Origin of the sequence: Streptomyces tubbatahanensis (assembly GCF_022699385.1) — a bacterium.
GTDB classification, from domain to species: Bacteria; Actinomycetota; Actinomycetes; order Streptomycetales; family Streptomycetaceae; genus Streptomyces; species Streptomyces diacarni.
On record NZ_CP093846.1, the window covers coordinates 697,345 to 712,504 of the forward strand.

At 72.1% G+C, this 15,160-nt stretch carries 11 protein-coding genes; 5 read left to right on the forward strand and 6 right to left on the reverse strand.

Going from position 1 to position 15,160, the window contains the following annotated elements; genetic code table 11:
• Positions 1 to 284: 284 nt before the first annotated feature.
• Both MMF93_RS02955 and MMF93_RS02960 read left to right on the forward strand, forming a co-directional pair.
• Complete coding sequence (locus MMF93_RS02955) at positions 285 to 1,484, forward strand: cytochrome P450 (RefSeq protein ID WP_242749295.1); 1,200 nt, start codon at positions 285 to 287, stop codon at positions 1,482 to 1,484.
• 194 nt (positions 1,485 to 1,678) lie between these two features.
• Positions 1,679 to 3,181 (forward strand): M28 family peptidase, encoded by a 1,503-nt coding sequence (locus MMF93_RS02960; protein ID WP_242749296.1) that lies wholly within the window; start codon positions 1,679 to 1,681, stop codon positions 3,179 to 3,181.
• Between the two features lie 19 nt (positions 3,182 to 3,200).
• On the opposite strand, the gene xdhC is transcribed toward MMF93_RS02960, so the two are convergent.
• From xdhC to MMF93_RS02990, 6 genes are all read right to left on the reverse strand, one after another.
• Complete coding sequence (xdhC, locus tag MMF93_RS02965; RefSeq protein WP_242749297.1) at positions 3,201 to 4,019, reverse strand: xanthine dehydrogenase accessory protein XdhC; 819 nt, start codon at positions 4,017 to 4,019, stop codon at positions 3,201 to 3,203.
• Complete coding sequence (xdhB, locus tag MMF93_RS02970) at positions 4,012 to 6,429, reverse strand: xanthine dehydrogenase molybdopterin binding subunit (protein WP_242749298.1); 2,418 nt, start codon at positions 6,427 to 6,429, stop codon at positions 4,012 to 4,014. The genes xdhC and xdhB overlap by 8 nt, the downstream gene beginning before the upstream one ends.
• The gene (locus tag MMF93_RS02975) at positions 6,426 to 7,910 is read right to left on the reverse strand and encodes a xanthine dehydrogenase small subunit (RefSeq protein WP_242749299.1); all 1,485 of its coding nucleotides are present in this window, start codon (positions 7,908 to 7,910) and stop codon (positions 6,426 to 6,428) included. Before MMF93_RS02975 ends, xdhB begins: the two co-directional genes overlap by 4 nt.
• A 692-nt stretch (positions 7,911 to 8,602) precedes the next feature.
• Positions 8,603 to 8,929, reverse strand: a complete 327-nt coding sequence (locus MMF93_RS02980; RefSeq protein WP_242749300.1) for a hypothetical protein — start codon at positions 8,927 to 8,929, stop codon at positions 8,603 to 8,605.
• Positions 8,930 to 9,293: 364 nt separating this feature from the next.
• Positions 9,294 to 9,746 carry a nucleoside deaminase gene (locus tag MMF93_RS02985; RefSeq protein ID WP_242757218.1) on the reverse strand — a complete coding sequence of 151 codons (453 nt, stop codon included), beginning with the start codon at positions 9,744 to 9,746 and terminating at the stop codon, positions 9,294 to 9,296.
• 464 nt (positions 9,747 to 10,210) lie between these two features.
• Positions 10,211 to 11,233, reverse strand: a complete 1,023-nt coding sequence (locus tag MMF93_RS02990; RefSeq protein ID WP_242757220.1) for a LacI family DNA-binding transcriptional regulator — start codon at positions 11,231 to 11,233, stop codon at positions 10,211 to 10,213.
• Positions 11,234 to 11,476: 243 nt separating this feature from the next.
• Between MMF93_RS02990 and MMF93_RS02995 the strand changes: the two genes are divergently transcribed.
• The 3 genes from MMF93_RS02995 to MMF93_RS03005 all read left to right on the forward strand — a co-directional run bounded on the left by MMF93_RS02995 (position 11,477) and on the right by MMF93_RS03005 (position 15,060).
• Complete coding sequence (locus MMF93_RS02995; RefSeq protein ID WP_242757222.1) at positions 11,477 to 12,289, forward strand: phytanoyl-CoA dioxygenase family protein; 813 nt, start codon at positions 11,477 to 11,479, stop codon at positions 12,287 to 12,289.
• A gap of 70 nt (positions 12,290 to 12,359) precedes the next feature.
• Complete coding sequence (locus MMF93_RS03000) at positions 12,360 to 13,772, forward strand: sugar porter family MFS transporter (RefSeq protein WP_242749301.1); 1,413 nt, start codon at positions 12,360 to 12,362, stop codon at positions 13,770 to 13,772.
• 241 nt (positions 13,773 to 14,013) lie between these two features.
• Positions 14,014 to 15,060, forward strand: a complete 1,047-nt coding sequence (locus MMF93_RS03005; protein ID WP_242749302.1) for a LacI family DNA-binding transcriptional regulator — start codon at positions 14,014 to 14,016, stop codon at positions 15,058 to 15,060.
• The last annotated feature ends 100 nt before the right edge of the window (positions 15,061 to 15,160 follow it).

A 15,160-nucleotide genomic window follows, 5' to 3' on the forward strand; every position in this document is an offset into this window, starting at 1 on the left:
CGCCATGGATGTGCAGGCGCCTCGCGGGAAGAACGGCGCCCCCGCTTTCGGATGAATTCCATCCGCCCCGAAATACCGGGGCCCTCATGAACGCGCCGTCGACTCCTGTGTCCACGGCGTCGCCGAACCCCGTCACGGAAAGGAGAGCGCCATGCGTTACGTCCACTGATGACACCACGTCACCGCGGCCACGCGTCTGAACGCGTGGCCGCGAACGGCGCCCCCGAGGGGCGCACTCCGTAAACCGCACCGGCGGAGAACCGCACCGGCGAGAGAGGCAGACCATGACGGGAGCCGCGGCGCACCGACAGCGGGACACCCGCTACGACCCACTGGCGCCCGAGGTCATCGCCGCACCGCACCCCTTCTACCGGCGGCTGCGCGAGCATCAGCGCGTCTACTGGCACGGGCAGCTCGACTCCTGGGTCCTCACCGGGCACGCCGAGTGCCGTGCGGTTCTCGGCGATTCGGCCTCCTTCGGCTCGGACTTCCGCAGGGTCGGAGAGGAGATCCCCGAGGCTCTGCTGAGCGTGCAGTCCCTCGACCCGCCCGCCCACGGAGCGATCCGGCACCTGCTCGTCTCCGCGCTGCACACCCGCTCGCACACGGCGGTGACCGACACCGCGGCGCGGCTCGCCGCGCGACGGCTGGCTGCCGTACGCGGCACGGACCGCCCGGTGGATCTCGTCAGCGAGGTCGCCCGCCCCCTCGCCCTGCACACGATGTGCGACTTCTTGGGCGTCGCCTCTCCCGACGGGCCCTGGTTCGAGGAGATGTCGAACGCCATCGTCCGCAGCATGGACGCCGGTCTCGACCCCTCGCGCGCCGAGCCCGGCGTCAAGGCCAGACAAGAGCTGAGCCGCATGGTCGGCACATGGCTGGAGACGGCCGAGGAGGGCGGTTTCATCGGAGCCGTGCGGGCGGCCCGTGCGCGCACGCCCGAGGTCTCGCAGGCCGTGCTGGCCAACTCGCTGCGCGCCGTGCTGCACGCGGGGTACGAGTCGGTCAGCCGTCTGCTGGGCAACGCGCTCGCCCGCCTGGTGACGGGCGAACAGGCGCTGCCGGAACGCGCGGCCGCCGAGGGGCGGCTCGACACGCTGGTGGACGAACTGCTGCGGCTGGAGGGCCCGGTGCAGGCGGACGCCCGGGTGTGCGTGCGGGACGGCGAGGTGGCCGGGCAGCGGATAGGGCGCGGTGAGGTGCTGGTGCTGCTGCTGGGCGCCGCCAACCGCGACCCGGACGTCTTCCCCGATCCTGACACCGTCGACCTCGGCCGCCGCAGGGGGCAGCATCTGGCCTTCGGCCGGGGCGCGCACGCCTGCCTGGGCGCGGGCCTGGCCACGCTGCAACTGCGCGCCGTGCTCGTGGCGTTGCGTGAGGCGCGCCTCGGATTCGTCCCGTCCGGCACGGCCGAGTACGAGCCGACCGCGACGCTGCGGGGACTGCGGACGCTCCCCGTCCGCGTACGCGACACCGGCCCGTGACCGTGCCCGCGACCGCCCCGCGCGGCCTCCCCGGCCCGGCCCCGGGCCCGGAGCGCTGACCCGGCACATGCCCGGGCCCCGCCCTGCCTGGCCCTGCCCTGCCCTGCCCCGGTCAGGGAGCCCGAGCCGGCCGTCGCCCGCGCGCGGCCGGTCCCCCGCCCGCCGTCGCGGGTCACCGCTCGAAGGGACTTCCTGTGCGTACCTCTTCCCGCCCGCTGCGCCGGGTACTGAGACTGACGGCGGCAGCCGCGCTGACGCTGACCTGCCTGGCCGGCCAGCAGACGGTGGCCGCCGCCGCGACCGCTCCCGCCGGGGAAGGACCGGCACGCGCCGCCGCGTCGCGCGCGCTGACGGCCGACCGGCTGGCCTCCCAGGTGCGCGGCCGTGACGTGTTCCGCCACCTGCGGGCCTTCCAGCGCATCGCGGACGCCAGCGGCGGCGACCGCGGCTACAACCGGCCCGGGTTCACGCGTTCGGTGCGGTACGTCGCCGGGCAGCTGGAGGACGCGGGGTACGCGGTGCGGCGGCAGAAGGTCCCCTACACCGACTTCGACGTCACGAGCGAGCGGCTGTCCGTGCGGGCGGGCCGCGGCGGCCCCCGCGACGTGCCCGTGCTGATGACCCGGTTCACTCCCTCGACCGCCGCGCACGGCGTCAACGCGCGCGCCGTCGCCCTGCCCGAGGGCAGAACCGGCTGCGAGCCCGGCGACTACGAGGGGGTGGCCGTCCGCGGCTCCGTCGTCGTCCTGGCCAGGAACGCCTGCGGGTACGCGCACCAGCAGCAGGTCGCCGCGCGGGCCGGTGCACGCGCTGTGGTGATGTACTACCCGACCCCGTCACCGCGCAACAACTACCGCCTCATGGCCATCGATCCGGAGGATTTCCGCATCCCCATGGGCATGGTCTCGCAGACCGACGGGGAGCGGCTGGCCCGGCAGGCGGCGGCGCGGCCCGGGGCACGGGTGCGCCTGACCCTGCGGGCGCGGAACGTGGAGCGTGAGACGGTCAACCTGATCGCCGAGACCCGCGGCGGCGACCCCGACGACGTGGTCGTGCTGGGCGGGCACCTGGACAGCGTCCCCGAGGCCCCCGGCATCAACGACAACGGCTCGACGGCCGCGACCGTCCTGCAGACGGCGCTGGCGATGGCACCGCACCAGGACGCGGTGCGCAACAAGGTCAGGTTCATGTGGTGGGGCGCCGAGGAGATCATCGACGTCGGCTCCGGGTACTACGTGGACCACCTCTCCGCCGCCGAGCGCGGCAGGATCGCGGCCGTCCTCAACGGCGAGCTGCTGGCGCCCTCCAACTCAGGGCGGTTCGTGTGGGACACGGGGTCGGGCGGCAGCCACGAGCTCGCCGAACTGTTCGCCGGGTACTTCACCCGGCACGGGCTGCCCTTCGAGCGCCAGGATCCGGGCGCCATCGGCTCCGACCACCTGGTCTTCCAGGAAGCGGGGCTTCCGGTCGGCGGCATCGACGGGGGCAACCTGGGGGTGAAGACGGCGGCACAGCAGAGACTCTTCGGCGGCACTGCCGGGCAGATGTTCGACCCCTGCTATCACCAGCCGTGCGACCGGCTGGCCGCGATCGACCGCCAGGACCTCGACCGGAACGCCCCCGCGCTGGCCTGGGTCACGGCCCGGCTGGCCACGGACGACGACGCGGTCCGAGCCGTACGCAGGGCAGGGCCCTGACCCAGCCGGCGCGAGGCGCTCAGCTGCGGTCCTCCTCGAAGGTCCGCAGCAGGTCCGCCGCGACGCTCACCGCGATCGTGGCGGGCTCCTTGCCGGTGATCTCTCTCAGGCCGATCGGGGTCTTGATCCGGTCGATCGTGGCGTCGTCGTGACCGCCCTCGGTGGCCAGGCGCTGCCGGAACCGCGACCACTTGGCGGCCGAGCCGATCAGGCCGATCGACCCGAGCCCCGTGGTGCGCAGGGCCGCGTCGGCCAGCGCCGCGTCCTCGGCGTGGTCATGGGTCATGATCAGAACGTGGGTGCCGGGCGCCAGCTCCGCCAGCGCCTCCTCGGGAAGCAGCGGGTTGTGGTGCACGTGGACCTGCGCCACCGCGTCCGCCAGCACGTCGAGCCGTTCGTCGGTGAGCATGTCGGTGCGGGTGTCGACCAGGTGCAGGTCGAGGCTGTGGCGGGCCAGGATGCGCGCCAGCTCGAGACCGACGTGCCCGACACCGAAGAGCGCCACCGCGGGCACCACGGGCAGCGGTTCGAGCAGTACGGTGACGGCTCCCCCGCAGCACTGCACGCCGTGCCGGTTGGTGACCTTGTCGTTGAGGGCGAAGTCCATCAGCTCAGGCTCCGGATCGCCGGTGCCGATACGCTCGCGGGCCCGGTCGATCGCCACGGCCTCGATGTTGCCGCCGCCGATCGAGCCCCAGGCACCGGTCCGCCCCACGACGAGTTTGGCACCGGCCCGGCGGGGCGCGTGGCCGCGCACGGTCGCCACGGTCACCAGCACGCCGGGTTCCCGGCGTGCCCGCAACCGCGCGACCGCGGCCACCCAGGTCGTGTCAGGCATTGCTCAGGGCGCTCGCGCCGGCGCGGACCACGCTGCCGTCACGAGCGTCGTGCCGCGCGTGACCGCCGCGCTGTGCGGCACCGCCGCGGGCCGCTTCGACCGCCCAGAACACCGCCTCCGGCGTCGCGGGCGAGGCGAGTTCCACGCTGACCCCGGCGGGACCGAACGCCGCCGCGGCCTCCCGCAGCGCCTCCCGTACCGAGAACGCCAGCATCAGCGGGGGCTCGCCCACCGCCTTGGAGCCGTAGACCGCGCCCTCCTCGGCGGCGTTCTCCAGCAGCGTGACGTTGAACTCCTCGGGCATCTCCGAGAAACTCGGCAGCTTGTAGGTGCTGGCCGCCTGGGTGAGCAGCCGGCCGCGGTGGGGTCCCTCGCTGGTGTCCCAGCGCAGGTCCTCCAGAGTCAGCCAGCCCGCGCCCTGCACGAAGCCGCCCTCGACCTGACCGATGTCGATCATCGGGGAGAGGCTGTCGCCGACGTCGTGCACGATGTCCACCCGCCGGATGCGGTACGCGCCGGTGAAGCCGTCGACCTCCACCTCGGTCGCCGCGGCGCCGTGGGCGAAGTACTTGAACGGCGACCCCCGGAAGGTCTTCGCGTCCCAGTGCAGCCCCTCGGTGCGGTAGAAGCCGGACGCCGACAACTGCACCCGCTGGAAGTACGCGGTGTGCACCAGCTCGTCCCAGGCCAGCTCCTTGTCGCTGCCCAGAGCGCGCGCGACGCCCTCGACGATGCGCACGTCGGAGGCGTTCGCCCCCAGCTGCGAGGCGGCCACCTGGAGCAGCCGCTGACGCAGCTGCTCGCAGGCGTCCTTCACCGCGCCACCGTTCAGGTCGGCGCCGGAACTGGCGGCGGTCGCCGAGGTGTTGGGCACCTTGTCGGTACGCGTGGGGGCCAGCCGCACCTTGTGCAGCGGGATGCCCAGCGTGGTCGCGGCCACCTGCAGCATCTTGGTGTGCAGGCCCTGGCCCATCTCGGTGCCGCCGTGGTTGATCAGGACGGAGCCGTCCTTGTAGATCAGCACCAGCGCGCCGCCCTGGTTGAAGGCGGTGAGGTTGAAGGAGATGCCGAACTTCACGCCCGTGAGCGCGAGGGCCCGCTTGGTGTGCGGGTGCGCGGCGTTGAAGGCCGCGATCTCGCGCTTGCGGTCGGCGAGGCCGCCGTCCTCGTGGACCTGCCGCCAGACGGTGGAGATCCGCTCGGGCTGCGTGACCGGCTGCCCGTACGGAGTCGTCTGGCCCTGTCCTGGCTGGTAGAAGTTGCGCTCGCGCAGCTGCATGGGGTCCAGCCCGAGCCGCGGCGCGCAGCGGCCCAGGATGTCCTCGATCACCAGCATGCCCTGCGGTCCGCCGAAGCCGCGGAAGGCGGTGTTGGAGACCGCGTGGGTCTTGGCGATGCGGCCGGCGACGCGCGCGTTGGGGATCCAGTACGTGTTGTCGATGTGGCACAGCGCGCGGGCCAGCACCGGCTCGGACAGGTCCAGGCTCCAGCCGCCGTCCGCGGTCAGGCGTGCCTCCAGCGCCTGGATGCGGCCGTCCGCGTCGAAGCCGATCTTCCACTCGGCGTGGAACCCGTGCCGCTTGCCCGACATCGTCAGGTCCTGCGTCCGGTTGAGGCGGAACCTGACCGGACGCCCGGTCAGCTTCGCGCCGAGCGCCGCGACGGCCGCGAACCCGTGCGGCTGCATCTCCTTGCCGCCGAAGCCGCCGCCCATCCGCAGGCACTGCACGGTCACCTCGTGGCTGTGGACGCCCAGCACGTGCGCGACGATCTCCTGGGTCTCCGACGGGTGCTGGGTGCTGCTCTGGATGAACACCTGCCCGTTCTCGTCGACCTGCGCCAGCGCCGCGTGCGTCTCCAGGTAGAAGTGCTCCTGACCGGAGAACTGGAACTCGCCGCTGAACACGTGCGCGGAGTCGGCGAAGCCCGCCTCCACGTCGCCGGTGACCACGACCGGCTGCGCGCCGTGGAAGCTGTCGGCCGCGATCGCCTCCTGGAGGGTGAGCACGGAGGGCTGTTCGTCGAGTTCCACCTCGACGGCCGCCGCGCCGAGCCGGGCCGCCTCCAGGGTCTCGCCGAGCACCCAGGCGACCGCGTGGCCGTGGAACATGACCTCGTCGGGGAAGAGCGGCTCGTCGCGCTTCATCCCCGCGTCGTTGACGCCGGGCACGTCAGCGCCGGTCAGCACCCGGACCACACCGGGCACGGCCAGCGCGGGCTCGGTGCGCAGCGCGGTGATCAGGCCGTGCGCCTTCATGACCTGGACCGGGTAGGCGTGCAGCACGTCCTTGGTGCGGTGGACCAGGTCATCGGTGTAGAGCGCGGTACCGGTGACGTGCTGGCTGGCGCTCTCGTGCGGCATCGGCACGCCGACGACAGGTGCTTCGGGACGCTCGGACAGATGGCTCATGCCGACACCGCCTCAGTGGTTTCCGCGTACAGCTTCAGCAGGCTCTGGCCGAGCATCGCGGAGCGGTACTCGGCGCTGGCCCGGTGGTCGTTCATCGGGGTGCCCTGGGCCCGCAGCACTTCGGCGGCGGCCTCGGCGGTCTCCCGCACCCACGGCTTGCCCTCCAGGGCCGCCTCGGTGGCCAGTGCGCGGACCGGCGTGGCGGCGACGCCGCCCAGCCCGATGCGCGCCGTGCGGACGAGGCCGTCCTCGATGTCCAGCGCGAACGCGACCGCCACGCTGGAGATGTCGTCGAAGCGCCGCTTGGCGATCTTGTGGAAGGCCGCGAGGGGCGACAGCGGCAGCGGGATGCGCACCGCGCGGATCAGTTCTCCCGGACGGCGCACGCTCTGCCGGTAGCCGGTGAAGTAGTCCGCCAGCGGGACCTCGCGCTCACCGTCGGCGCCGGCGAGTACCACCGACGCCTCCAGTGCGAGCAGCACGGGCGGGCTGTCACCGATGGGCGAGCCGGTGCCCAGGTTGCCGCCGAGGGTCGCGCCGTTGCGGATGAGCCGGGAGGCGAACTGCGGGAACAGTTGCGCCAGCAGCGGGACGCGGCCGTCGAGCCGGCGTTCGATCTCGGTGAGCGTCAGTGCCGCGCCGATCTCGATGTGGTCGGACTCGACGCTCAGGCCCCGCAGTTCGGGCAGCCGGTCGATGGCGACCACGCACTCCGCCCGGCGGGAGCGGATGTTCACCTCCACACCCCAGTCGGTGCTTCCGGCGACCACCACCGCCTCGGGCCGCTCGCGCAGCACCCCCAGCACCTCGCTCAGCGTGCCAGGACGCAGGAACACGCTCTCGCCCTGGGCGTACTCGGTGGCCACGGGCGCGGGCGGGGACTGCTCGCGGCGCTGTGCCAGCGGGTCGTCCTCGGTGGGCGCGCCGAGGGCGAACGCGGCATCGCGGATCGGGCGGTAACCGGTGCAGCGGCACAGGTTTCCGCTCAACGAGTGCAGGTCGAACCCGTTGGGACCGTGCTCGGCGTCGGACGTGCCGGCCGCGTCGCCCTCTGCCGGGCCCGTGCCCGCGTGCGCGCAGCGGTCGGGCCGGTAGTACTCGGCGGCCATGCTGCACACGAAGCCCGGTGTGCAGTAACCGCACTGGGAGCCGCCGCGGAGCGCCATCTCCTCCTGCACCTGGTGCAGCGTGGGCGGCGTGCCGGGTTCGCCCGCGGTGGCGAGGCCCTCGGAGGTGACGATCTCCTGCCCGTCGAGAGCCGCGGCCGGAACCAGGCAGGCGTTGACGGCCACCCAGTCGGTCGGCTTGTTCACCCCCGGACGGGCCACCAGGATCGAACACGCGCCGCATTCGCCCTCGGCGCAGCCTTCCTTGCTCCCGGTGAGCCCGCGCTCACGCAGGAAATCCAGAACCGATGTATGGGGTGCGGCCGGGGAAATCGGGGTGACCTTCCCATTGACCGTGGCCCGCGCCGCTACCATGACACATCCTCATTTCGGTGCGCGGTCGTACTGATGATCCTAGTCGCCATTTCAGTGGCTTTCTCTTTCGGTGGCACGGCTTGAGAACCGGGAGCGCGGACCGGCACGGGACGGCGTGCCGCCGGCGATGACGAAGAGCGGAAGAGGCCGGGGCGCTGTACGGGCGCGCCGGGAGAAGGGGGCTACTCAGCAGCCGTGGGCTACGCGGCCCGGAACCCAGGCGGTCCGCTGAGCGAGGCGCTGCAGGTCGGAGAGGGTGGACATCCGACTTCGCCTCCTTCTGGCCGCCTAGGGGTCGGTGTGCTTGAAACTAAGTTGCCGCAGACCCGCCAGTCAACCCGACCTGGGAAAACGAGTGTCGGGCTCAGAGGAAGCTCTGACGAGCCGATCGAATGACTCCTCGCGCGTTGGCCTATCGTCCAAAGAGCCCGGCGCCGGGCCTCCCGCACTTTCCCGGCACCCTCGCCGCTTACAGCCGGCACCGGCCTGATCCTCGACGAAGCAACGCCACCCTGACGAGCCGAAGTCAGGAGGGAACGGCCTGCCCACGCAAGAAGCCCGGCTGGAAGACACCAGCCGGGCTTCTTGCGTGGCCTGCTCACCGCCTGGACCAGGCGGTGTCGCAGCGACCACTGGAATTCACGTGCCACCGAGGCCGAAGAGGGCCCCGGCCGGTCTGTGCCGAGGAGTCCTCAGCATCCCCTCGTGGAGATCCCGCCCTTCGGGGAAGCCTGAGCAGCCGTGCTGTTCGGGGTGGCCGCCCTGCAGGTGTCCTCATCGACGTACATCGACCAGCTGCCGTTCTCGTTCTGGTCACAGTGGAACTTGACGATGTGCGGAGTGTTGTCGCCTGACGACTTGCAGGACGAGAAGCTCCCAAAGGTGCCGTTGTAGTACCCGGACTGGGCGGCGGCCTTGGTAGTCGCTGCGGCCGGTGCGGCCTGGGCGGACTGGGCGGCGATGCCCGAGAAGGCCAGGAGGCCGACGGCGGCGACTGCTGCGCGCTGGAACTTGCGCATGTTTCCCCTCTTCGCGTACGTAGGCGCGGTGGTGCGTGCACGGCTGGACGGCATGCGGGCTCGGCTTGTCACCGAGCGCGAAGGGGCCGGCCGGCTTCGCGAGCGGCCGGGCTCGTGTCCGGCCGCCGCGAAGCGCCGCGCCGCACCGCGCTCCAAGATCGTTTCGGTCACCTGAAGCCCACCACGCGTTCGGATGACGCCTCAAGGGATCAAGATCTTTTGTTACGCGACCATCACAGGCTGGCCGCAGCTTTCACTTCGCCTCCCCTGGGTACGGCCCCGGCGCCTACTGCGCCGACATCCCGCAGCGGCCAGTCCCCCCCCCCCCCCACAAAAAAAAGAGGAGACGCGGCGGAGCGGGCAGTCAGTAGTCGACGCGGTCGGACTTGGCCAGCCACGCGTCGAACGGCGCCGTACGGTGGGGCAGGTCCAACTGCTCGACGTGCACAGGCCACATCGACGTCGGCTGCTTCTCGAACAGGTCGTAGAACTTGCGGTCGTCGAAACCGGCGACCGCGGCGTCGTGCCGGTCGGCGGAGAAGACGATCCGGTCGACCCGCGCCCACAGCGCGGAGGAGAGGCACATCGGACAGGGCTCGCACGAGGTGACCAGGACACAGCCCTCGAGTGAGAAGGTGCCGAGCTGCTTGCAGGCGGCGCGCATCGCACTCACCTCGGCGTGCGCCGTCGGGTCCAGAGCCGCGGTGACCTGGTTGTTCCCGAACGCGATGATGTCGTCGCCCTTGGCGACCAGGGCACCGAACGGACCGCCGCCGTTCGCCACGCTGTCGGTGGCCAGCCTGATCGCCTCGCCCATCCAGGCACGCTCGCGATCTTGGGTGTTCGCTTCTTGGGTCTGCGCAGTCACGGTCGCTTCTTTCCGTTCGGAGACGGCGGGGACTCCCCGGTGGCCTGGACGTGCGGGACACCGCTCGGCCAGGGCAACTGGCGGGTTCCACACGTGCGGTCGCGAGCTCGGCTCGTCCGACGGCACCCGCGGGGAATCAGCGCGCCTCGACGCCTTCGTTCAACTTGTGTGAGGAGTACACCGTCCCCCGTGTGACGTCAGCCAGAGGTGGAAGACATGAAGACTTTCGCAGGCGGGGGCCCGCTCTTCGTAGTTCCCTACGAAGAGCCGGCCGACGCGTGTTGTCTCACTTGGCCAACGCCGCCGCCAGAAGGCCAACACCGAGCGCACCCTCACCACACCCGGGTGGGGGCCCGGGGGGTGAACATGCCGGGCCGGAAGGGTCGGGAAGGGGCGGGCAGGAAACCTGGCGGTCAGGGGGTCTTCCGCTCCGTGCTGCTCTCGCGGGTGAGGAGCCGGTGGGGAATGGTGATCCGGCGGGCCGGCAGGTTCTCCAGGCGGCCGTATATGCGATCGGCGAGGCACTGCAGAGCCCGGTCGGCGATCTGCCGCTTGTCCGGAGAGACCGTACTCAGGGCAGGGGTGGCGTAGCGGCCGTCCTCGATGTCGTCGAATCCGACGACGGCCACCTCCGACGGTGCGGCCAGGCCGTGCTCCCATACGGCGCGCAGGGCACCGAGGGCGAGTTCGTCGCTGAAGCAGAACACGGCGTCGGGCTGCCGGTCGCTCAGGAGGAGTTCGCGCATCGCCCGGTAGCCCTCTTCCCTGTGGAGGGTGGTCACCGTACGGGTGAGCGAGGGGTCTTCGGCAAGGCCGGCGGCGGCGAGGGCTTCCCGGTAGCCCCGGGCGCGCTGTTCGGCGGTGCCGTTGCGCAGCTGGGGCTGGAGTCCGACGGCGGCGACGCGCCGCCGGCCGAGCGCGAGCAGGTGGGCGGTGGCCTCGCGGGCGGCAGTGACGTTGTCGATCGTGACATGGTCGGCGGTGCCTTCGGCCTCCTGCTCGCCGAGCACCACCAGCGGCAGGGTCGCGCTGCGGCGGACGAGTTCCTCCGGCGTGAGGGCCCAGGGACTGATGATCATCCCGTCGACAGTGTGCCGCTCGGCGCCTTCGACGAGGCGGCGCTCCCGTTCGGCTGAGCCGTCGGTGCGGTCGAGGATCACGGTCCAGCCGCGGTCCTGGGCCGCGTCGATGAGCAGCTCCGCGAGCTCGCCGAAGTAGGGGGAGCGGATCTCGGGCACGGCCAGGCCGATCAGCCCCGTGCGGCCCTGGCGCAGGTTGCGGGCGGCGAGGTTGGGGCGGTACTGGAGTTCCTCGATCACCCGCAGTACGCGCGCACGGGTCCCCTCCGCGACCGAGGGCGCGTTGTTGACGACGTTCGAGACCGTACGGACGGACACCCCCGCCCGTTCCGCCACGTCCTTGAGTTTCGCGGCCACCTCGCTCCTCTCCAGCCCTTCCCCGGCCTGCGCCGTCCCGGGCGCCGCCGGGCACGGTGCAGATCCTCCCACGGCCGTTCCTGCCTGCCCCGAAGATTCTTCCCTCATCCTATTGCCACGTTGCATTCCACGTTGCAAAGTATCGGGAAACCTGAGCCCCGACCGAAGGGAGCCACCGTGGGCACCCCCCTCACCCTCGACGGCACCACCGCCTCCGCACCGGCCACGCTCGGCTACGCGGAGGTGGGCGCCGCCGTACGGGACCTGTACACCGACGGCATCACCGCACGCCGCGGCGCCTTCGCGCCGGAGTGGGCGGACCGGATGCGCGAGGACATCGAGGCCGCCTACGAGGAGGCGCGCCGGCGTCCTGGCGGAGCCGTAGGACGCGGCCCGAACCGCTACTACGTGGAAATACACCCCGAGCAGCTGCGGGGGTTCGTGGACCTCGTCGACCACCCGTGGGTGCGGGCCGTGAGCGAGGCCGTCCTCGGCTCGGACTACCGAGTCGTCGAACTGGGCTTCGACATCCCCTTCGCCGGCGCGGTCAACCAGCCCTGGCACCGCGACTTCCCCCTGCCCGACGCCACCCGCCACGAGCGCAGGCTGACCTCCCTCGCCTTCAACGTCACCGGCGTGGACACCGCTGAGGACATGGGTCCCTTCGAGATCGCCCCGGGCACCCAGTGGGACGACGACACCCGCTTCTCCCACGCCATGTTCCCGCCCAGGGAGGACTACGAGCGCTACCTCTCGCGCGCCGTACGCAAGTACCCCAAGCGCGGCGACCTCTCGGCGCGGTCGGCGCTGACCCTGCACCGCGGCACCGCCAACCACTCCCCCAAGTCCCGTCCGGTCCTCGTTTTGGGCATGGACGCGCCGGGAGCCGGCAACGAGGCCCAGCACGACCTCGCCGTCACCCGCGACTACTGGGCGTCCCTGCCCGAGCGCGTACGCAAGCACCTGTGCTGCCCGGTCGTCGACGAACTGAGCCCGATCGTGCAGAAGCACACCATCGAGGGGCTGGTCATGGGCGACGCGGAGCCGGACGCCTGAGGCGGGCCCCCCAGCAGCCGCCCCCCAGCAGCCGTCGAGAAACACGCCGCGCACCCGAAAGGACCGCCCCGTGACCGTCCCCCCACCGACGAAGTCGGCCGACCCCGGCGCCGCCCCGGAGCGGAACCCCGCGCTGCTCTACGCCGTCGCCGGCATCTCGGCCCTCGGCGGCCTGCTCTTCGGCTACGACACCGGAATCATCTCCAGCGCACTGCTGGACCTGAGCCGTGACCTTGACCTCTCCTCGCGGCAACAGGAGGTGGTCGTCAGCGCCATCCTGGTGGGTGCCATGATCGGCGCCCCCGTCTCCGGCACGCTGACCGCCCGCCACGGCCGCCGGCCCGTCGTCATCGGCGTGGCCGTCGTCTTCGCGGCCGGCTCCCTCATCGCGGCCGTGGCCCCCGGCGTCGGCTCCCTCGTCGCGGCCCGGGTCGTGCTGGGTCTGGCCGTGGGCGCGGCCGCCAACACCGTCCCGGTCTACATCGCCGAGACGGCGCCCGCGGCCGTGCGCGGGCGGCTGATGGTGCTCTTCCAACTCATGGTAGCCACCGGCCAGCTCCTCTCCTACCTCGTCGGCTACGCCCTCGCCGGGCCGGGAGGCTGGCGCTGGATGTTCGCCCTGGCCGCGATTCCGGCCGCCGCCTTGGCCCTGGGCATGCTTCCACTACCCGAGAGCCCCCGCTGGCTGGTGGGCCAGGGGCACCCGAAGCGGGCCTCCGACATCCTGACCCGGCTGCGGAAGCCCGGCTCGGACATCGAGAGCGAACTCGCGGACATCGACGCCGTACGCAGCCACGAACGGGGAGCGGGCTGGGGTGCGCTGCGGGGCCGCTGGGTCCGGCCCGCGCTGGTCGTCGCCCTCGGTATCGCGGCCTTCTCCCAGCTCACCGGCATCAACGCGATGGTCTACTACGCGCCGACCCTGCTCAGCGACGCCGGCTTCGGCGACTCGACGGCGCTGCTGACCGGAGTCGGCATCGGGGTCATGCTCGTGCTCGCCGGCATCGCCGGCGCCCTGCTCGTCGACCGCACCGGCCGCCGGAGGCTGCTGCTCGTGCTGCTTCCCGGGTCCGGCCTGGCCATGGCGGTCCTGGGGCTGGGATTTCTGGCGGCAGACGGCTCGGCCGGGCAGAGGTGGACCGTCATCCTGGGGCTGTTCGCCTACATCTTCCTCAACGGGGCCTCCATGCAGGCCGTGGTCTGGCTGCTCGCCCCCGAGGTCCTGCCGCTGGCCGTACGCGGGCCTGGCGTCAGTCTGGCCACCACCGCGGTGTGGGGGTTCGACCTGCTGATCGCCCTGACGGCGCTGACCGCCGTGGAGACATTCGGGCGGACCGCCACCTTCCTCTTCTACGCCCTGATGAACGCCGCCTGCTGGGTGTTCGTACTGCGCCGGGTGCCCGAGACCCGCGGTCGCTCACTGGAACAGATCGAACAGGCCCTCCGGCGCCGCACGGCACCCCGAGCCGACCGGGCCGGATGACGAAGAGGCCGCCGCACCCGCGCCGGTCGGGCCCCGCCTCTGGCCGGCGGGGCAGCCCCCCGCTTCACCGCCGAGTCGCTCCCCTCGGCCCCGCCACACCGAGGCCGGCGCCTCGCCCCGCGCCCTGACCGGGTCCGCCGGGCCACGGGTGGCTCTACGTATGTATCCCAGCGGTCGGAGCGGGCCCGTCCCCGTGGCTTCACGGCGTTACCCCCGCACGTCCACCGGTGTGTTCCGACGTATGCTGAGCAGCCGGGGAAGCGGACATACGGGAGGCACGGCGGTGGCGATCACCAGCATTGACGTCGCGCGGCTGGCCGGTGTGTCACAACCGACGGTGTCCCGAGCCCTGCGAGGCGACCCCCGCGTGTCCGAGGAGACCCGGCAGCGCGTACGCCAGGCAGCCGAGGCGCTCAACTACGTGCCGAGCGAGACGGGCCGCAGCCTGTCCACCCGCGCCACGCGCCGGGTCGGCGTCGTGGTCACCGACCTGACGAATCCGTTCTACCCCCACCTGGTCGCCCCGCTCCACGACGAACTGGAACGCTGCGGCTACCGCATGATGCTCTTCACCGAGCGTTCCGAGGACGCGGTGGCCACCGAGCGGCTGCTGGGGCAGTCGGTCGACGGCGTGGTGCTGACGACCGCGACGACCGAGTCCGCTCTCCCCGCCGAACTCACCCGGCGCGGCCTCCCGTTCGTCTTCCTCAACCGCGAGACGGGGATCTTGGGCCCACCCGTCGCCGTCGTGGACAACACCGAGGGCGGCAGGCTGGTGGCCCGTGAGCTCGTCGCACTCGGACACCGCCGCATCGCCGGCATCTTCGGTCCCCGCAACACCACCACCGGGCAGGAGCGTGAGCTGGGTTTCCGCCTCGCGCTGGCGGAGGCCGGGATCGGCCTGGCCGAGGAGGCGGTGCTCCGCGGCCCCTTCGAGTTCGCCACCGGGTACGCCGCTCTCAGCGAACTGCTGGCCTTGCGGCCACGCCCGACCGCCGTCTTCTGCGGCAACGACGTGGTGGCCATCGGCGCCCTCAACGCCGCCCTCGCCGCGCAGGTCACCGTGCCGGACGAGCTGACCGTCTTCGGCTTCGACGACATTCCCATGGCCGGCTGGGAGAGCTTCCGGCTCAGCACCGTCCGCCACGACATGCACGAGATGGCCCGTACGGCGGCCAGATTGCTGGTGCAGCGCATCGCTCAGGGCGGCGAGGGAGAGGCGGAGCGCGTCGTCTTCCCGGCGCAGCTGGCGCTGCGCGGCACCCACGCGGTCGCCCGAACGGACTGAGGCACCGCGACCGCGTGCCTCGTTCGTCCGATGTCGCCGCTCTCCCTCCGGGCACGGGGCGCGGGTGGGGGAAGGTGCGCTTGCCGGTGTGCCGTCGTGG